This is a genomic window from Methylobacterium sp. Leaf89, from assembly GCF_001422215.1.
Lineage (GTDB): Bacteria > Pseudomonadota > Alphaproteobacteria > Rhizobiales > Beijerinckiaceae > Methylobacterium.
The window spans coordinates 392,081-410,989 of sequence record NZ_LMML01000028.1; the positions used below are offsets into that span (position 1 = coordinate 392,081).

Sequence of the window (18,909 nt, forward strand, 5' to 3'; positions counted from 1 at the left end):
ATGGCGCCGTCACGTCTGGAGATCTTTGGCGTCCACGAAAGTCACCCTATGTCGCTGCCCCGCATCGTCGGCTTCACCGCCAATCTCCAGCGCCCCTCGAAGACCCGGGCGCTGGCCGAGTCCCTCGCCGAGGCGGTGGGCACGCACCTGCGGGCCGAGATCCGCCTGTTCGACATGGTGGATGCCGGCACGGGCCTCGGGGCCGCCTGGTCGCGGGACCTGCTGCCGCTGCCGGCCCGCCGCATCGTCGAGGCCATCGAGGGCGCCGACGCGCTCATCGTCGGCTCGCCGGTCTACAAGGGCGCCTATACGGGCCTGTTCAAGCACCTGTTCGACTTCGTCGACCCGGCCGCCCTCGTGGGCAAGCCCGTGATCCTCTCGGCCACCGGCGGCGGCCCGCGCCACGCGCTCGTGGTCGAGCATTCCTTACGCCCGCTCTTCGGGTTCTTCAGCGCCCACACCATCCCGAGCGCGGTCTACGGCTCCGACGCGGATTTTCGCGACGGCGTCCTCGTCGACGACGGCGTGAAGGCCCGCATCGCCGACGCCGCGAGCCAGCTCGCGGACCTGCTCCAGGCCCGGGCCGCCCGGATCGCCGCGCCGGAGGCCCCGGTCGCCGCCTTCGCCAGCGCCGGCTGAAGGCGCCCCGCCGATGCTCTCCCGACGCACCCTCCTCGCCGGCGCCCTGGCGGCGGGCCTGCCCGCCCCGTCCCGGGCCGGGGAGGCCGGCACCTTCCGGATCGGCTACCAGAAGAACGGCATCCTCGTCGTCGCCAAGCAGCAGGGCGCCATCGAGCGGGCGCTGAAGCCGCTGGGCGTGTCCGTGCGCTGGACCGAGTTCTCGTTCGGTCCCCCCGTCCTCGAGGCCCTCGGCGTCGGCGCCATCGATTTCGGCCAGACCGGCGCGCCCCCCCCGGTCTTCGCCCAGGCGGCCGGCAATTCCCTCCTGTACGTCGCAGCCCAGGATGCCGGCGGCTCCGGCGAGGCGATCCTGGTGCCGCAGGGGTCGCCCCTCGGGACGCTCGCCGACCTCAAGGGCAAGCGCGTCGCCTTCGCCAAGGGCTCGAGCGCCCACTACCTCGTCGTCCGCGCCCTGGAGAAGGCGGGGCTGGCCTACACGGACATCGAGCCCGTGACCCTGGCGCCGGCGGATGCGGCGGCGGCCTTCGCGCGGGGCGCCGTGGACGCCTGGGCGATCTGGGACCCGTACTTCGCCATCGCCGAGCGCCAGCCCGGCACCCGCATCCTGGCAAGCGCCGCCGAGATCGAGAAGCCCACCAACTTCTTCCTGGGCAACCGCGACTTCACGCAAGGCAACGCCCCCGTGGTCCAGGCGGCGGTCGGCGCTCTCGCCGAGGTGGCCGCCTGGTGCGAGGCGCATCGCCCGGAAGTGGCCGCCCTGCTGTCGAAGGGCACCGGCGTGCCCCTCGACGCGACGCAGCGCGCCGTCGACCGCAGCGTCTACGTCATCGCGCCGCTCACCGAGGCGGTCATCGCCGGCCAGCAGCGCGTGGCCGACCGCTTCCAGGCCCTGGGCCTGATCGCCAACCCCATCCGCGTCCGCGATGCCGTGTGGACGCCGCCGGCTCCCCCGGCGAGCAAGGGCTGACCGCAGAATGACCACGTCCCTCACCACCCGCACCCTCGAGCGCCTGACGCCCTGGCTCGTGCCCGCCGTGATCCTGCTCGGCTGGCAGGTCGCCGCCTCGACGGGCCTCGTCTCCACCCGGTTCATGCCGGCCCCCTCGGGGGTCGTCGCGGCGGGCTGGGAGGCGGCGCGCAGCGGCGAGCTCTGGACCAACCTCTCGATCAGCTTCGCCCGGGCGGCCGTCGGCTTCCTCATCGGCGGCGGCATCGGCTTCGCCCTCGGCCTCGCCAACGGCCTGTCGCGCCTGTCCGAGCGCCTCACCGACACGACGCTGCAGATGATCCGCAACATCCCGCACCTGTCGCTGATCCCCCTGGTGATCCTGTGGTTCGGCATCGACGAGGAGGCCAAGCTCTTCCTCGTGGCGATCGGGGTGTTCTTCCCCGTCTACGCCAACACCCTGCACGGCATCCGCTCGGTGGACCCGCAGCTCGTGGAGATGGGCCGGGTCTACGGCATGTCGCCCACCACGCTCTTCACCCGCGTGGTCCTGCCCGGCGCGCTGCCCTCGATCTTCGTGGGCCTGCGCTACGCGCTGGGCATCATGTGGCTGACGCTCATCGTGGCCGAGACGATCTCGGCCTCCTCGGGCCTCGGCTACATGGCGATGCAGGCCCGCGAGTTCATGCTGGTGGACGTCGTGGTGCTGGCGATCGTGATCTATGCCGGCCTCGGCAAGGCCGCCGACGCGGTCACCCGCCTGCTGGAGCGCCGGTTCCTGGCCTGGAACCCGGCCTACCGGAACGCGTGACGCGGCGGCGGCTCTCCTCCCGAAATCCTCATCTCCCCTTCGACGGTCCGTCCCATGCTCGCCACCGCCCTCCGCGTCCCCGAGGATTCCCCGATCCGCGATCCGAAACCCCGCGGGGTCGCCGCCCCGAAGGCGCCGGCCCGCGCCGCGCCGCCCTCCGCCACGGGCATCGGCGTCACCCTGCGCGACCTGCGGAAGGACTTCGACGGCCACACGGTGATCGAGGGCCTCGACCTGCACATCCCGGCCGGGCAGTTCGTGGCCGTGGTCGGACGCTCGGGCTGCGGCAAGAGCACCCTGCTGCGCCTGATCCTCGGCCTGGAGCAGCCGAGCGCCGGCCGCATCGCCCTCGAGTCGGGCGCCGTGCGCACGCCCCCGAAGCGCATCATGTTCCAGGAGCCGCGCCTGCTGCCCTGGGCCCGGGTCGTGGACAACGTGGCGGTGGGCCTCGGCGAGGGCGGCCGCAAGGCCGAGCGCCGCGCCAGGGCGCAGGCGGCGCTGGCCGAGGTTGGCCTCTCCGAGAAGGCCGGCAACTGGCCCGCGACCCTGTCGGGCGGCCAGCGCCAGCGGGTGGCGCTCGCCCGCGCCCTCGTCAGCCGCCCGGGGCTGCTCGCCCTCGACGAGCCCCTGGGCGCCCTCGACGCCCTGACCCGCATCGACATGCAGGCGATGATCGAGCGGATCTGGCGGGCGCAGGGCTTCACCGCGATCCTCGTCACCCACGACGTCGCCGAGGCCGTGGCGATGGCCGACCGCATCCTCGTGGTGGAGGCCGGCCGCATCGCCCTCGACGTCGCCGTGGACGTGCCGCGCCCGCGCCGGCGGGGCGATGCCGACCTCGCGGCCCTGGAAGGCCGCATCCTCGATCACCTGTTGTCCGAGCGCGCGCCGTCCTGAGCGCCGCCTCCCCGTCCAAGAAAGATTTCCTATGACCGGTCAGACCGACGTTCTCTGGTTCCTCCCGACCCACGGCGACGGCCGCTACCTCGGCGCCCAGGAGGGCGCCCGCGACGTCTCGCTCGCCTATCTGCGCCAGATCGCCCAGGCCGCGGACGAGCTCGGCTATTACGGCGTGCTCCTGCCCACCGGGCGCTCCTGCGAGGATTCCTGGGTGGTGGCCTCGGCGCTGGCGCCCCTGACGAAGCGGCTGCGCTTCCTCGTGGCCGTGCGCCCCGGCCTGCAGGAGCCGTCCATGGCCGCCCGCATGGCCGCGACCCTCGACCGGATCTCGGACGGGCGCCTGCTCATCAACGTCGTCACGGGCGGCGACCCGGTGGAGCTGCGCGGCGACGGCGTCTTCCTCGACCATGACGAGCGCTACGTCGTGACGGACGAGTTCCTGCACATCTGGCGCGGGCTGATGGCCGGCGAGACGGTCAGCTACGCAGGCAAGCACCTCCGGGTGGAGGAGGGCCGGGTGATCTTCCCGCCGGTGCAGACGCCCTATCCGCCGCTCTACTTCGGCGGCTCGTCGCCGGCCGGCATCGAGGTCGCGGCCGAGCATTGCGAGGTCTACCTCACCTGGGGCGAGCCCCCGGCGGGCGTCGCCGAGAAGATCGCCAAGGCCCGCGAAGCGGCCGACCGGAAAGGAAAAACCTTCTCCTACGGCATCCGCCTGCACGTCATCGTGCGGGAGACCGAGGGCGAGGCCTGGGCCGCGGCCGAGAGCTTGATCTCGCGCCTCGACGACGCGACCATCGCCAAGGCGCAGGCCACCCTGAAGCGCCAGGATTCCGTCGGCCAGAGCCGGATGATGGCCCTGCACGGGGGCGACCGCACCAAGCTCGAGGTCTCGCCGAACCTCTGGGCCGGCGTCGGCCTGGTGCGCGGCGGCGCCGGCACCGCCCTGGTCGGCTCGGCCGATCAGGTCGCCGACCGGATGAAGGAGTACATCGACCTCGGGATCGACCGCTTCATCCTGTCGGGCTACCCGCACCTGGAGGAGGCCTACCGCTTCGCCGAGCTGGTCTTCCCCAAGCTGCCCTTGCGCGCCACCACCGGCGTCGCGCCCACGAACGCCCGCAACAACGGCCCGTTCGGCGAGGTCATCGCCAACGACATCGTGCCGAGCCGCCGCATCGCGGCCCATTGAGGCGCTGACGTCGAAGGCGCCTCCTCGGCGTCGCCGCCGCTCATCGCGGGCACGACGCGGTGTCCGCGCTCCTCGCCCCGCAGGCGGCTACCGTATTCACGCATCCGCCTCTGCAAGCTCGGCGCGTCCCTCTCCCCCTTGTGGGGAGAGGTGAGGAGTGGGGGGCGGGTGACCCTCAGCCGGCCGAGGCTGGCGGAGCCACCCCCACCTCCCACTCCTCCCCACGAGGGGGAGGAGGGCCGCGTCGTGCCGACAGGTGGAAATCCGAGTCGCCGCAGGCGGGGAGAGAGGCTACCCGGCGCTCCACCGCACCCCCAGCCCAGAGGACAGTCCCATGCCCGCCGCCACCCGCGCGCTCGCGCTCCGCTCCGACGGCACCCGCCGCGCCGGGATCCTGCTCGCCGCCCTGGCCGTGCTGACCTTCGGCGTCCTGCACGCCCGCGCGGACGAGAAGGTGATCCGCATCGGCTACCAGAAATACGGCACCCTGGTGCTGCTCAAGGGCAAGGGCCTGCTGGAGCAGCGCCTGAAGCCGCTCGGCTACCGCGTCACCTGGGCCGAGTTCCCCTCGGGGCCGCCCCTGATGGAGGCGCTGAATGCCGGGGCCGTCGATCTCGGCTCGGCCGGCGAGGCCCCCCCGATCTTCGCCCAGGCCGCCAACCCGGACCTGCTCTATGTCGGCCACGAGCCCGCAGCACCCAAGGGCGAGGCGATCCTGGTGGCCCAGGACGGCCCGATCCGCACGGTCGCGGACCTCCGCGGCAAGAAGATCGCCCTGAACAAGGGCTCGAACGTCCATTACTTCCTGGTCCGGGCCCTGGAGCAGGCGGGGGTGCCCTACGAGGCGGTGACGCCGACCTTCCTGGCGCCGGCCGACGGGGCGGCCGCCTTCGCGCGGGGCGCCGTGGACGCCTGGGCGATCTGGGACCCCTACCTCGCCTCGGGCGAGCGCAGCACCGGCGGTCGCATCCTCGCCGACGGCACCGGCCTCGTGCCGAACCGCCAGTTCTACCTCTCGACCCGCGCCTTCGCCGCCGCGCACGGCCCGGCCCTCGACGCGACGCTCGCCGCCATCGGCGCGATCGACGCCTGGGCCAAGGACAACACCGACGCGGTGGCGGCCGAACTCGCCCCCTCCGTCGGCATCCCGGCGCCGATTCTCACGGTGGCCCTGCGCCGCCTCACCTACGGGGTCACGCCGCTGAACGCCGAGACCACCGCCGACCAGCAGCGTGTCGCAGACACCTTCCACCGCCTCGGCCTGCTGCCGAAGCCCGTGGACGTCGCCGCGGCGGTGAGGAAGCCCGGGAGTTGATGCGGCTCAGCCCGGCAGCACCGGCGCCTTGACCGCCGGCAGGCGGTCGAGATCCGCCGGATTGAGGTGGGTGTGCGCCGCCACCAGGGCGTGCGGGGTGAGGGCGAGCCACTGGCGCAGGGAGATGTCCGCGTAGGTCGGGCTGCGGAACATCTCCAGGAAGGTCAGGGGCGTCGGGCCGGTGTTCTCGATGTAGTGGCCCATGGCGAAGGGGACGTAGCCGACGTCGCCGGCCTGGTAGTCGAAGGTGCGGGCCTTCGATTCCGAGCCGAACACCGTCATGCGGCCCTGGCCCGCGATGTAGAACTGCCACTCGTCGCCGTTCGGGTGCCAGTGCAGCTCGCGGATGGCTCCGGGCTCCAGCTCCACCAGGGCGGCCGCGATGGTCTTCGAGGCCTTGAACACCGAGGAATCGGTGATGCGCACGGTGCCGCCCGGCAGGCTGAGGGGGGCCTGGGCCAGCATCCGGTGGCTGAAGGGCTCCGGCACCGGGCCGCTGCCGCCCATCCGGTCCGCGTCGAGGGGGCCGGGCATCGGCCCCGGGAAGATGTAGAGTTCCTTCTCCGGCACGCCCGCGAAGGCGCTCTCCGGCAGGCCGAAATTCTTGGCCAGGATGTCCCTCGGCGTATGCGCCATCCAGTCGGTCAGGAGGAAGGTGGAATCCTCCGAGAACCCGCCATCGTCGAAGACCAGCAGGAACTCGCAGCCGTCGACGCCGTCGGCGGACAGGCCCTGGATCGCGTGCGGGATGCCCGAGGGGAAGTACCAGAGGTCGCCCGCGCCGACATCGTCCGCGAAGGTCCGCCCCTGCGCGTCCACCGCGGTGATCCGGGCCCGGCCCTTCAGCATGTAGGCCCACTCGGCCTCCTTGTGCCAGTGCATCTCGCGCACCACCCCGGCGCCGAGCCGCATGTTCACCCCCGCCATCGCCTTCGACACCGGCAGTTCGCGGATCGTCGTCTGCCGGGCCCAGCCCCCCTCCTCGAGGCGCATGTGGCTGTCGGCGAAGGACCATTTCAGGTTCGGCATCGTGCCGTGGTCGGTCCGGGGCGGGCGCAGGGTGAAGGGGTCCTGCGCCTCCCGGGCCGGGTTGCGGGGCCCCAGGATCGAGGCGCCGTCCTTGCCCCGGATCGGGCTCTGCGCCCCGGGTGCCGCGGGCTGAGCCTGCGCGCCGGCCACGGTGAGGAGGGAGCCCCCGGCGGCGGTGGCGGCCAGGAGGCTTCGGCGGGACAGGTCGGTCATGGGCAGCGGGTCTCGGGCATCGGGTCGCGTCTGGCGTCCGGGAGCGCCGCTGGGCGCCCCCACGCCCTCGTCAATCGGCCCCGCCGCCGGCCGTTCCGTGCCTCACGGCCTCGTGCGGCGGCCCGTCAGGCCGCCGCCGCGAGGGCGGGTGCCGGGCGCTCGCCCTGCGCCGCCAGGCGCTCCAGGAAGGCGGCGGCGAGGCGCCCGCGCGTCGCCGGGTCGTCGCTGCCCTGGCGCAGGAGCACCCGGTTGTCCTTGCGCACGATATGGGCGTGGGCGGGCACCGGCAGGGGCGGCGCGTTCGGCCGCAGGTCGGCGGCCAGCCCCTGCGGTCCGCCGCTGAGGCGGTGGATGCCGAGCCCGAGGCAGCCGACCCGGAGCCGGGCCAGGGCGATCAGGTCCTCGAAGGCGGCGGGCGGCGGGCCGAAGCGGTCGACCACCTCGCTGCGCAGGGCCTCCACCTCCTCCGGGTTCGCGAGGCGCAGGGTGCGGGTGTAGAGGCTGAGCCGCACCTCCGGCTCGGGCACGTAGTCGGCCGGCACGGCGCCCGACAGGCCCAGCCGGATCTCCGGGTTCCAGTCCTCGGCGGGCTCGCCCTTGGCGGCGCGCAGGGCCAGGTGCAGCAGGTGCTGGTAGAGCCCGAGCCCGATGAGCTTGACGTGGCCGGCCTGATTCTCGCCGACGAGGTCGCCCGCCCCGCGCAGGTCGAGGTCCCGGGCGCTGATGGCGAAGCCCGCGCCCAGGCGGTCGAGGGCCTCCAGCGTCCGCAGGCGCTTTTCCGTGGCGGGCGTCAGCGGCCGGTCGGGGCGGCTCAGCAGGTAGACCACGCCGCGGCGCTGGCCGCGCCCGACCCGGCCGCGCAGCTGGTGCAGCTGCGACAGGCCGAAGCGCTCGGCATCCCAGACCAGCATGGTGTTGGCGCGCGGCACGTCGAGCCCGCTCTCGATGATGCTGGTGGCGAGCAGCACGTCGCCCTCGCCGTCGGCGAAGCGCACCATCACGTCGTCCATCTCGGCGGCGTTGAGCCCGCCATGGGCCACCCGGGTCTGCAGGTCCGGCACCAGCTTGGCGAGGCGCGCCGCCATGGGGGCGATGTCCTCGATGCGCGGGCAGACCACGAAGCTCTGGCCGCCGCGCCGGTGCTCGCGCGTGAGGGCGTCCCGCATCGCCTCGTCCTCGAAGGGCCCGATCACGGTGCGGATGGGCTGGCGCACGGAGGGCGGCGTGGCGATGACGCTGAGGCTCTGGAGCCCCACCAGCGCGCTCTGCAGGGTGCGGGGGATCGGGGTCGCGGTGAGGGTGAGCACGTGGCCGTCCCCCGCCGCCTCCCGCAGCCCCTGCTTGATCTTGGCGCCGAAGCGCTGCTCCTCGTCGATGACCATCAGGCCGAGATCGGCGAAGCCCACGCCCTTGGCCGCGAGGCAGTGCGTGCCGACCACGAGGCGGATCGTGCCGTCGGCCAGCCCCGCCTTCACCCGCTTGGCCTCCGCGGCCGAGACGAGGCGGGAGAGGTGGGCGACCTCGAGGCCGAAGCGGGCGAAGCGCCGGGTGAAGGTCTGCACGTGCTGGCGCGCCAGCACCGTGGTCGGGGCGACGATCGCCACCTGCTTGCCGGCGAACACCGCCGCGGCGGCGGCCCGCAGGGCGACCTCGGTCTTGCCGAAGCCGACATCGCCACAGACGAGGCGGTCCATCGGCCGGCCGGAGGCCAGGTCCGCCATCACGCCGCTCACCGCCGCCGCCTGGTCGGCGGTCAGGGCGAAGCCGAAGCCGGCGGCGAAGCGCTCCATCTCGCGCTCCCGCGGCACCAGGACCGGCGCCCGGATCGTCCGGCGCTTCTCGGCGTCCGCCAGCATCACCCGGGCGGCCCGGGCCATGCAGGCCTCCGCCTCGAGGCGGCGGCGTCCCCAGCTTCCGCCCTCCAGCTTGTCGAGGGTCACGGCCTCCACCTCGGAGCCGTAGCGCCAGATCCGGTCGGCCTGCGAGACCGGCACCATCAGGATGCCGTCGCCGGCAAAGCGCAGGCGCAGGGCGTCCTCGCTCCCGCCCTCGCCGGTGCTCACCGCCTCCAGGCCCTCGAACACGCAGAGCCCGTTGTCGCGGTCCACGGCGACGTCGCCGATGCGCAGCTCGATCTCGCCGATGGGCAGGATGGCGCTCGGGCCCCCGGCCGCCACGGTGGCGGCACGGGCGCCGAAGAGGTCGGCGGCGGCGACCACCGCCACCCCCTCGCCGGGCACCCGGAAGCCCGCCTCGATCGGGGCCTCCAGGCTGAGGAGCGCGCCGGGCTTGGCCGCGACGGCCTCGGCCCAGGCCCGGACCGTCCGGGCCTTGCGGCCCAGCGCCCGTTCGGCGATGCGGACGAGGCGCGCCAGGGGCTCGGCCGGTCCCGTGAGGAGGATGCGGTCGCCCGCCTTCAGGCGCTCGCGCAGGGTCTCGGCCAGGGCCGTGTTCGGCCGGGCCTTGCGCACGAAGGCCGGCATGGTGAGGTCCTCGGCGCCCTCCGCCTCGGCCTCGGCGACCCGGCGCGCCGCGAGCTGGGCCGCCCAATCCGCGGGGCTGAGATAGAGGCCGCCATCCTCGGCCCCGCCGCGCCGGGACCGGGCCGCGGCCTCGCGGCCTTCGGCGATCTGCTCGAAGAAGGCCTGCGCCCGCTCCTCCGCCCCGTCCTCGACCACGAGGCGCGCGTCGGGCACCTGATCGAGGACGGTGACGAGGGACGGGTAGAACCGGGCGAGGCCGTGTTCCTGGCCGGTGAAGGGCGCGAGCCGGCTCTCCGAGCCCTCGGGCAGGAGGATCTCCGTGGCGGGGTCGATGACGAGCAGGTCGGCATCGGCCAGCGAGCGCTGCGAGACCGGATCGTAGGAGCGGATCGCGGTGACCCGGCCCTCCTCGTACTCGATGCGGCAGGGGCGGTCGGCGGCGGCCGGGAAGACGTCCACGGTCCGGCCCCAGACCGCGACCTCGCCGGGCTCGTCGACCCGGTCGTCGAGGATGTAGCCCAGCCGCTGCAGGAAGGCGGAGACGGCGGAGGGATCGAGGGCGTCGCCGACCCGGACCTCCAGGCGCGCCTGCGCCCAGGTCTCGGCCGGGGGCACGCGCTGGATCAGGGCGGGGGCGGTGGTGAGGACGATGTCGGGCAGGGCCGCGGTGTCGGTGAGCCAGCGCAGCACGCCGGTGCGCGCGCCCATCACCCCGCGCGAGGGCGACGCCCTGTCGTAGGGCAGGCAGTCCCATTCGGGGTAGATCGCGACGCTGCGCTCGGGCGACAGGGCGCGCAGGATCTTGGCGATGACGTCGAGCCGGTGGCTCTCGCGGGCCATGTGGATCAGGGGCTTGCCGGTCCGCGTCAGGTCCAGGAGGGCGACCGCCAGGGCACCGGTGGGCACCAGGGGCGCCACGATCTCGGGGCCGGCCGGGGCGGCCTGCGCCGGCGCCGCGGCCGGACGGCCCGCACCGGTCCCCTTCCCAGATTCCTTGCCGGCCCCCTTGCCGGATGCGGCGTCGGAAACCGTCTCGGCCGGTGTCCCCGAGGCCTTGCGGGAGGCGGGTTTCGGTGCCGCCTTGGCACGCTGCCCCTGGGGCGACGTCTTGATCGGCCGCTCGACCGTTTTCTTGCCCGTTTCCTTGGCCGATCCCCCGGCCATTTGCTCGGCCGATCCCTCGGCCGTCGCGGTCGAAGCGGAAGACGACGCGGTCCTGCGTTTTGCCATCTGGGGTGTGCGCTGCCCGGCTCGAGAAGAGGACTCGGGAAACGCGGCCGGAGGGTCCGGGCTCCGTTCTTTCGCCCGCCGTCCCCAGTTTGTCGCAGGCCTGTGGATCACATCTCCGGGTCGGGCGCCGCCTCCAGGCGGCCCTGCGCGATGGCGGCCTGGAAGGCGGCGAAGTCGGCCTCGTTCTGGTCGCCGTAGGCCAGGGCCCAGTCGGCCAGGGCCTCGCGCAGGTCGCACTGGCGGTCGCGGCCGCAATAGCCCGCGATGGCCGCCGCATCCCCGGTGCGGGCATGCGCCCGCGCCAGCAGGGCGCCGTAGGCCCAGGAGAAGTAGATCAGCGGCTGGCCGGTGAGGCCGGCCACGGGGATGTCACCCTTCATGTTCTTCATCTGGCGCACGTAGAACGGCCGGCCCTCGATGGTGGTCCAGCCCAGCAGCGGGTCGCCCACCGCCTGGAGCAGGCGCTGGCCGTAGATCACCCGCTCGCCCTCGTGGTCGCCGTAGGCGTCCGGCATGCCCGCGAGGTAGGGGGCATGGGCCGGCGTCACCGCCTCCTTGACCTGGAGGAAGAGGACGTCCTGGTCGGAATTCCCGCACAGGAGCGCCACGTAGGCGCGGGTGCCGACGCTGCCGACCCCGACGACCCGGTGGGCGACGTCCACCACGTGGTAGCGGCTGAGCATGAACCGGCGCTCGCGCGGCAGGGTCTCGGCATAGTGCTCCAGCCCGCCGATCACCGCCTCGCGGGTCTCGGCATCGACGCTCGTGAGGATCGGGGGCGCCGCCTTGAAGCGCCAGCCGCCGTCGGTGCGGCGCTCGCCGACCCGGGCGAGCAGGCTCTTGTTGTGCTTCTTGCGCGCCTTCTCCACCGCCTTGGCGATGACCGCCTCGGAATGGGCGTCGATGGTGAGCCCGGCGAAGTCGAGCTGGTCGGCCCGGGCCGCCTGGTGCCAGACGTCGAGGGGCCCCTGCGGCGCCAGCTCGGTCATGGTGTGCTGGTAGCCCGCCACCGCCGCGAGGGCGGCCTCGCGGCGCTCGGCCTTGGCGACCCCGTCGGTGCGCGCCGCCACCTCGATGCTGGCGGCGAGGCGCTTCAGGTCCCATTCCCAGGGGCCGATCGTGACCTCGTCGAAGTCGTTGAGGTCGAGGACGATGTCGCGCTGGGGCGTGCCGAACAGGCCGAAATTGGCCAGGTGCGCGTCGCCGTTCATCACCACCGCGATGCCGCTGCGCGGGGTGTGGGCGAGGTCCCAGGCCATGACGTGGGCGGCCCCGCGCAGGAAGGCGAAGGGCGAGCTCGCCATGCGGGCGACCCGGAGCGGGATGAGGTGCGCCTGGCGCCCCTCATGCGCCGCCTCGATCAGCGCGACGGGGTCGGGCCGGTGGGCGGGCGGCGTCCAGGCCGCGTGGGCGGCGTGCGGCACCGCCTCGCGCAGGGCCTTGCCGGCGTGGCGACGCTTGTCCCAGGGCTCGCCCGCCTCACGCAGGTTGATGCGCGGGATGTCGGCGAGGGGCGCCAGCAGGATGTCGTCGGCCTCCGGGCGGACCTCGGTCGCGCTCGACCCGTCAGCGCGCAGGCTGACATCCTGGGGGCATTCCATGCACGGTCCTCACACGCGAATTCGTGAAGGACAAATCTTGACCGTTTGGGATCGTTCCCGGGGCAACACGTCTCAGGACCGGGATTCATCCCGCTGCCCAGCGTCGGGACGAGACTGCGGAAGGCGACGTCGGCAAGGGGCGTTGCGGCGGCCGGCGTTCAGGCCCGGTCGTCCGCCCTTGGGGGGGGAGGGCGAACCTCAAAGACGTGCCGCGGGGGGGCGGTCGTGCAGGATGGAGGCCGGGGTCCGGATTTGAACCGGACGTACGAATCCTTGCGGGGATCCTGGCTCGACACTCACCCACCTGGCCGAGATCCAGGAAGCATGGAATCCGCGACGCGGCAAGGCGGATGTGCTTCGGGAACGCTGGCGTTGTCATCGCTCTCTGAAGACCATCCCCGTCCGCGACGCTGTCCGAAGCGTGCGTGGTCGCCCCCCATCGGCGCGAAGCTTGCCCCGAAGGCCGGCTCCCCTGCGGGCCGGCGCCGATTGACCCGCAGCGGCAAACCGCGTTCTTGAGCGCGGCGATTCAGGAGTGCTTGAACGATGTCCGCAACGACCGTCCCGACGACGCCCTACGACGACCAGAAGCCGGGCACGTCCGGCCTGCGCAAGAAGGTGCCGGTCTTCCAGCAGGCGCATTACGTCGAGAACTTCGTCCAGGCGATCGTCGACTGCATTCCCGATCGGGCGGGCGCCACCCTGGTGCTCGGCGGCGACGGGCGCTTCCTGAACCGCCAGGTGGTCCAGACCACCCTGAGGATCGCCGCCGCCAACGGCTTCGCCCGCGTGCTGGTGGGCCAGGGCGGCCTGCTCTCGACCCCGGCCGCCTCCTGCGTCATCCGCAAGCACGGCGCCATCGGCGGCATCATCCTGTCGGCGAGCCACAACCCGGGTGGCCCCGAGGGCGATTTCGGCATCAAGTTCAACACCGCCAATGGCGGCCCGGCCCCCGAAAGCGTCACGGCGGCGATCCACGCGCGCACCAAGGCGCTGACCGAATACCGGATCGTCGCCGGGCCCGACCTCGACCTCGACACGATCGGCGAGACCCGGATCGGCGACATGACCGTCGCGGTGATCGACCCCGTCGCCGACTACCTCGCGCTGATGCGCGAACTCATCGACTTCGACGCGATCACGCGCCTGTTCGCCGGCGGCTTCCGCATGCGCTTCGACGCCATGAGCGCGGTCACCGGCCCCTACGCCCACGCCATCCTGGAGGGCGTGTTCGGCGCCGAGCCGGGCACCGTCCTCAACGGCACGCCGCGGGAGGATTTCGGCGGCCACCACCCGGACCCGAACCCGGTCCACGCCCACGACCTCTACGAGCTGATGCTGAGCGCCGACGCGCCGAACCTCGGCGCGGCCTCGGACGGCGACGGCGACCGCAACATGATCGTGGCCCCCGGCCTGTTCGTGACCCCGAGCGACAGCCTGGCGATCCTGGCCGCCCACGCCCACCTCGCCCCCGGCTACGCTCAGGGGCTCGCGGGCGTCGCCCGCTCGATGCCGACGAGCCGGGCTCTGGATCGGGTGGCGGCGTCGCTCGGCATCGCGGCCTACGAGACCCCCACCGGCTGGAAGTTCTTCGGCAACCTGCTCGATGCCGGCCTCATCACCCTCTGCGGCGAGGAGAGCGCCGGCACCGGCTCGAACCACGTCCGCGAGAAGGACGGGCTCTGGGCCGTGCTGATCTGGCTGAACATCCTGGCGGTCACGGGCAAGCCGGCCCAGGACGTCGTGCGGGGGCACTGGGCCGCGTTCGGGCGCGACTACTACACCCGACACGATTACGAGGAGATCGATGCGGAGGCCGCCAAGGGCCTGATGGAGGGCCTGCGGGCCAAGCTCGCCACGCTGCCGGGCAGCAAGCTCGGCGGCCTCACCGTCGCGGCGGCGGACGACTTCCGCTACGTCGATCCCGTCGACGGCTCCGTCACCGAGCAGCAGGGCGTGCGCGTCACCTTCGCGGAGGACGCCCGGGTGGTCTACCGCCTCTCCGGCACCGGCACGGCGGGGGCGACCCTGCGGGTCTATATCGAGCGCTACGAAGCCGCCCCAGATCGGCTCGAATTGCCGGTGGCGGAGGTGCTGGCCCCGGTGGTGGCGGTGGCCAACGCGCTGGCCGACATCGCCGCGCTCACCGGCCGCGCCGCGCCGAGCGTCGTCACCTGAGGGGCGCACGCCCGCACGGGCGCCCGTGATCCGGCGTCGCGGCCCGGAACAGGGCCGGGCGCCGGTCCCTTGTCCCCGCATCGATTCGAACGGTGCGAGGAGACGGGCTCACATGACGCTGGAAGGCAAACGCGCGCTGATCACGGGCGCGGATTCGGGAATCGGACAGGCGACGGCCGAGCTGTTCGCCCGCCAGGGCGCCGACGTGGCGATCACCTACAACACCGACGCGGACGGTGCCCGCGAGACCGCGCGCCGGGTCGAGGCGGCGGGCCGCCGCTGCCTGGTGATCCAGAACGATGTCGGCGATCCGGCCTCGGTGGCGGCGACCTTCGCGCAGGTCGCGCAGGATCTCGGCGTGCTCGACATCCTGGTGAACAATGCCGGCCAGGCGATGAGCGGCATGCCGGTGGCCGAGATGGACGACGGCAAGCTCGAGCAGATCCTGCGCGTCAACCTGATGGCCCCGGTCTTCTGCGCCCGGGCCTTCATCAAGGTCCGCCGGGCCCAGGGCGGGCGCGGCAAGATCGTCATCGTCTCCTCGGTGGCCCAGCACCTGCCCACCCCGGAGAGTGCCCCCTACGGCATGTCGAAGGCGGGCGTCGGCTCGCTGTGCCGCAGCCTGGCGCGGGAGCTCGCCGAGGATCGGATCAACGTCAACAACGTGGCGCCCGGCCTGATCGAGACGCCGATGACCGCCGACCGCTTCGAGAACCCGGACAAGCTCGCCCAGTCCCTGGAGCGCATCCCGTGGCACCGGGCCGGCCAGCCCGACGAGATCGCCAAGGCGATCCTCTACCTCGCCTCGGACGATGCCGACTACGTCACCGGCCACACCCTGGTGGTCGACGGCGGCCTGACCATGCAGTGGGGCGGCGCCTGAGGGGGTGACGGGGGCCGCGGGGCGGCCGCCCGGGTGGGCGGCGCCTGACGCCCGGTCCGGTCCGGGTCGGGCCGGACCTCGTCGGCCCGCCCCGCGCTCCGGCGGCCGGAAGGCCGGCGGAGCGCCCTGTGGCGAGATCGCGACGAAGCGGTCGCGAGGACACCCGCGTCGCGCCGGACCCCGGCCGGTCAGGCTTCGGGCCGACGCAGGGCGTCGATCAGGGCGCGAAGCGTCGGCGTCGCCTGCCGGCTCGGATGGTAGAGGTGGTAGCCGGGGAAGGGCGTGCACCAGTCCGCCAGAACCTGCACGAGGCGGCCCGCCGCGAGGTCGGCGGCCACGTCCTCCTCCAGCATGTAGCCGAGCCCGGCCCCGGCCCGCACCGCGGCCCCCGACAGGTCCGCATCGTTGACGATGAGCTGCCCCTTGGCCCGCACGCGCACCTCCTGGCCGTCGCGCGCGAACTCCCACGGCAGCAATCCCCCGCCGCCGACCAGTCGGTAGTTGACGCAGTTGTGCGCGTCCAGGTCGGCCGGCGTCTCGGGCCGCGGATGGCGCGCGAAATAGGCGGGCGTGCCGACCACCACCGTGCGCAGGTCCGGCCCCAGCCGCACCGCCACCATGTCCCGCTCCACCGACTCGCCGAAGCGGATGCCGGCGTCGAACCGGTCCGCGACGATGTCGGCCAGGCGATCGTCGATGACGACCTCGACCGAGACGGCCGGATGGTCGAGGAGGAAGCGCGGCAGGGCCGGCTCGAGCACGCGGCGTGCGGCCGAGGAGAAGGTCGTCAGCCGAAGCGCACCGGACGGCGCACCGCGCCAGTCGGCGAGGGCTGCAAGGCCGCCTTCGATCTCCGCCAGCGCCGGGGCCAGCGACCGCACGAGCCGCTCGCCCGCCGGCGTCGGCGCGACGCTGCGCGTGGTGCGCGCCAGCAGCCGAACCCCGAGCCGTTCCTCCAGCCCGCGGACGGCGTGGCTGAGCGCCGAGGGCGACAGGCCGAGTTCCGCCGCCGCACGCGTGAAGCTGCAGGTGCGCGCGACCGCCGCGAAGGCCGCGAGATCATCGAGTGTGCCTCGTCGCATTGCTGAATTCCACTCACAGAACCTTGCCGATGAATCCGGCTAATCCCCCTGGGCCGGTGGCCTTATCCTGGGTGATAGCAGCAAGGATATGCAACAATGGACCTCACGCATTACCGTACGCTCGGCCGCTCCGGCTTGGCGGTTAGTCCCCTCGCGCTCGGCACCATGACCTTCGGGACGGCGCGCTGGGGGCTGGACGAGGCCGGCAGCCGCGCCGTGTTCGACGCCTATCGGGAGCGGGGCGGCAACTTCGTGGACACGGCCGACGTGTATGCCGGGGGCGAGGGCGAGGCGATGCTCGGGCGCTTCATCCGCGCGTCCGGCGTGCGGGACGGGATCGTCCTCGCGACCAAGTCGGGGTTCGCGACGGGCAACGGTCCGCATGCGGGCGGCAACGGTGCCAAGCACGTCCACGCGGCGCTGGAAGGCTCGCTGCGCCGTCTGCGAACCGACTACGTCGACCTCTACTGGGTGCATGTGTGGGACGGGGTCACGCCGGCCGAGGAGTTGCTGGAGACGATGGCCGGTCTCGTGCGCGCCGGGAAGGTTCGCTATTGGGGCGTGTCGAACACGCCCGCCTGGTACGTTGCCACGCTCGCGACGCTGGCCGCACGACGCGGGCTGCCGGGGCCGATCGCCCTGCAGTACTTCTACGCCCTCGTGAACCGGGACGTGGAGGACGAGCACATCCCGCTCGCCGCCGCATTCGGCCTGGGCGTGGTGCCGTGGTCGCCGCTCGCCTACGGGCTGCTGAGCGGCACGTACGACCGCGCGACGGTGGAAGCGGCCGGACCCCGCGCGGGCGGCCTGCCGAGGGATGCGGCGGCGTCGGGCGAGGCGCGTCCCGCCGGCGACAAGCGGCTCGATGGGGCCAATCCGTTCGGCGACAGCCTGTTCACGCCGCGCAACTGGACCATCGTCGAAGCGGTGCGCCGGGTGGCGGAGGCCATCGGGCAATCGCCGGCGCGCGTGGCGCTCGCCTGGGTGATGGGGCGACCGGGTGTGACCGCGACGCTGATGGGCGTGAGCCGACCGGCGCAGGTGGCCGACAACATCGCTGCGCTCGATGTCGTGCTCGCCGCGGAGCATCGCGCCGCGTTGGAGGCGGTCAGCGCGCCGGCGGAGCCACGCCTGATCTACGGCCTGTCGCGAGCGCCGTTGCGGCAGGCGGTCGTGTTCGGCGGCGCGCGGGTTCAGGCCTCGGGCGAGGCGGCCTGAGGCCCATCCCGTCCCGCCCACGCTCCCGCGCCCTGAGCGAGCACCGCTCGATCGGACGGCCAATGTCCGGCGTCATGGCGGTGCGCCCCAAGAGCGGACGGTCGGCCGGGGCGCGTCCCGGGCCTCGAAGGCCGTCCCCCGGGAGTCTGTCAGGCTCATCCTGAACCCGACAGACCCTCGAGTCCTGTCCGGTCGTTGGTCTTTTCGGAAGAACCGGTTTCCCCGAATCCCGGACAACCGCTAGCGCGGGTTCTGCCAGGTGGTCGCGGCGGGGGCGGTGGTGACCGGGGCGAGGCTGCCGGTGGCGGCCGGGGCGGCGGGGCGGACCGGCGCGGCGCGCTCCTCGGCCACCCGCAGCTTGGGCGGGGCGACCGCGGCCCGCCGGGCGGCGCGCACCCGGCGGCGGCGCGGGCGGGGGCTCTCGGCGGTGGCGCCGATATAGCCGCCGACGATGCCGCCCACGACCGCCCCCACCGGTCCGCCCACCAGGGCGCCCGCCACCGCGCCGGTGCCGACGCCCACCGTGGTCTTGCTCGCGGCCATCGCGGCCTGCGGGGCCGCGAGGGCGCCGAGGAGCAGCAACGCGGAAGTAAATGCCTTCATGATCCCCGTCATCCCTTGATTCCGGCTGCGGTCCCTGGCGGGCCACCGTGACGAAATCGGGGCCGCTTCGGGCCGGGGCGCGGGTTCGGCCCGCCGGGACTTGCGCCGGGCGGCGCCTGTGCTTTCCGCACATCAGTCGTCGCGGCCGGCCCCCGTCGTCGCAGCCGGCAGAAGGGCGAGGAGATCCGAAAAGTCCGGGCGCGCCGCGATGTCGGGCCCCGTGCAGGCCCGCTCCAGGTCGCGCCAGGGGCCGGCGCCGATGTCCGCGAGGGTGAGGAGCTCGCCCAGGAGCAGCCCCCAGGCCCGCATCTCGATCCGGCGCAGGGCCGCGCCGGCCGGCCCCGCGGGCAGGGTCGAGGCGGCGCCGAAATCGCTGACGACGGCGGCGCCGTCCGTGCCGTCCCACAGGATGTTGTGGCCGTAGAGGTCGCCGTGCAGGATGCCGCGGGCGTGGAGATGGGCGCAGGCCTCCGCGGCGGCGCAGGCGATGCGCAGGGCCGCCGCCGGCGTCAGGGCGAGGCCCGGGGCGTAGACGTCGCGGCTGCAGCTCTCCAGGCTCGGCGGCCCGGCGAGCACCCGCCAG

The 18,909-nt window shown here is 73.5% G+C and carries 15 protein-coding genes and 1 tRNA gene; 9 read left to right on the top strand and 7 right to left on the bottom strand.

Translation table 11 applies throughout. The features are described from left to right. The first annotated feature begins 48 nt into the window (after positions 1–48). From msuE to ASF18_RS13090, 6 genes are all read left to right on the top strand, one after another. Positions 49–639 carry an FMN reductase gene (gene msuE, locus ASF18_RS13065; RefSeq protein ID WP_056211764.1) on the top strand — a complete coding sequence of 197 codons (591 nt, stop codon included), beginning with the start codon at positions 49–51 and terminating at the stop codon, positions 637–639. A 13-nt stretch (positions 640–652) separates the two neighbouring features. After that, positions 653–1,609, top strand: a complete 957-nt coding sequence (locus ASF18_RS13070; protein ID WP_056276026.1) for an aliphatic sulfonate ABC transporter substrate-binding protein — start codon at positions 653–655, stop codon at positions 1,607–1,609. Positions 1,610–1,616: 7 nt separating this feature from the next. Then, positions 1,617–2,399, top strand: coding sequence for an aliphatic sulfonate ABC transporter permease SsuC (gene ssuC, locus ASF18_RS13075; RefSeq protein ID WP_056352124.1), 783 nt, complete (start codon positions 1,617–1,619; stop codon positions 2,397–2,399). Positions 2,400–2,453: 54 nt separating this feature from the next. Continuing rightward, on the top strand, positions 2,454–3,296 hold the full coding sequence (locus ASF18_RS13080) for an ATP-binding cassette domain-containing protein (protein ID WP_056352127.1): 843 nt from the start codon (positions 2,454–2,456) through the stop codon (positions 3,294–3,296). Positions 3,297–3,327: 31 nt separating this feature from the next. Next, positions 3,328–4,491: an FMNH2-dependent alkanesulfonate monooxygenase gene (gene ssuD / locus ASF18_RS13085; protein ID WP_056276019.1), complete on the top strand. Its 1,164-nt coding sequence runs from the start codon at positions 3,328–3,330 to the stop codon at positions 4,489–4,491. Positions 4,492–4,825: 334 nt separating this feature from the next. After that, positions 4,826–5,806, top strand: coding sequence for a sulfonate ABC transporter substrate-binding protein (locus tag ASF18_RS13090; RefSeq protein WP_056211775.1), 981 nt, complete (start codon positions 4,826–4,828; stop codon positions 5,804–5,806). A 6-nt stretch (positions 5,807–5,812) separates the two neighbouring features. Here the strand turns inward: ASF18_RS13090 and ASF18_RS13095 are convergent, their stop codons facing one another. The 4 genes from ASF18_RS13095 to ASF18_RS23720 all read right to left on the bottom strand — a co-directional run bounded on the left by ASF18_RS13095 (position 5,813) and on the right by ASF18_RS23720 (position 12,672). Next, on the bottom strand, positions 5,813–7,048 hold the full coding sequence (locus ASF18_RS13095; protein WP_056352131.1) for an oxalate decarboxylase family bicupin: 1,236 nt from the start codon (positions 7,046–7,048) through the stop codon (positions 5,813–5,815). Between the two features lie 125 nt (positions 7,049–7,173). Beyond that, positions 7,174–10,695 carry a DEAD/DEAH box helicase gene (locus ASF18_RS13100; protein WP_244472690.1) on the bottom strand — a complete coding sequence of 1,174 codons (3,522 nt, stop codon included), beginning with the start codon at positions 10,693–10,695 and terminating at the stop codon, positions 7,174–7,176. Positions 10,696–10,868: 173 nt separating this feature from the next. Then, positions 10,869–12,362: a DUF2252 domain-containing protein gene (locus ASF18_RS13105; RefSeq protein WP_082487485.1), complete on the bottom strand. Its 1,494-nt coding sequence runs from the start codon at positions 12,360–12,362 to the stop codon at positions 10,869–10,871. A 233-nt stretch (positions 12,363–12,595) separates the two neighbouring features. Beyond that, positions 12,596–12,672: transfer RNA gene (locus tag ASF18_RS23720), tRNA-OTHER, on the bottom strand. Positions 12,673–12,908: 236 nt separating this feature from the next. Here ASF18_RS23720 and ASF18_RS13110 point away from each other — a divergent pair. Together ASF18_RS13110 and ASF18_RS13115 are read left to right on the top strand one after the other, a co-directional pair. Continuing rightward, entirely contained in the window at positions 12,909–14,540 is a 1,632-nt protein-coding gene (locus ASF18_RS13110) for an alpha-D-glucose phosphate-specific phosphoglucomutase (protein WP_056352134.1), read from the top strand. 112 nt (positions 14,541–14,652) lie between these two features. Then, on the top strand, positions 14,653–15,423 hold the full coding sequence (locus tag ASF18_RS13115; protein WP_056352136.1) for a glucose 1-dehydrogenase: 771 nt from the start codon (positions 14,653–14,655) through the stop codon (positions 15,421–15,423). A gap of 188 nt (positions 15,424–15,611) precedes the next feature. Here the strand turns inward: ASF18_RS13115 and ASF18_RS13120 are convergent, their stop codons facing one another. Further along, positions 15,612–16,505, bottom strand: a complete 894-nt coding sequence (locus ASF18_RS13120; protein ID WP_056352139.1) for a LysR family transcriptional regulator — start codon at positions 16,503–16,505, stop codon at positions 15,612–15,614. Between the two features lie 96 nt (positions 16,506–16,601). Here ASF18_RS13120 and ASF18_RS13125 point away from each other — a divergent pair, with 96 nt between their 5' ends. After that, positions 16,602–17,723, top strand: a complete 1,122-nt coding sequence (locus tag ASF18_RS13125; RefSeq protein WP_056352142.1) for an aldo/keto reductase — start codon at positions 16,602–16,604, stop codon at positions 17,721–17,723. 240 nt (positions 17,724–17,963) lie between these two features. On the opposite strand, the gene ASF18_RS13130 is transcribed toward ASF18_RS13125, so the two are convergent. Both ASF18_RS13130 and ASF18_RS24745 read right to left on the bottom strand, forming a co-directional pair. Next, positions 17,964–18,338 (bottom strand): hypothetical protein, encoded by a 375-nt coding sequence (locus tag ASF18_RS13130; RefSeq protein ID WP_200941355.1) that lies wholly within the window; start codon positions 18,336–18,338, stop codon positions 17,964–17,966. A gap of 120 nt (positions 18,339–18,458) precedes the next feature. Continuing rightward, positions 18,459–18,909, bottom strand: a 451-nt coding sequence (locus ASF18_RS24745; RefSeq protein ID WP_244472691.1) for a protein kinase, incomplete at its 5' end; no start/stop codon positions are given.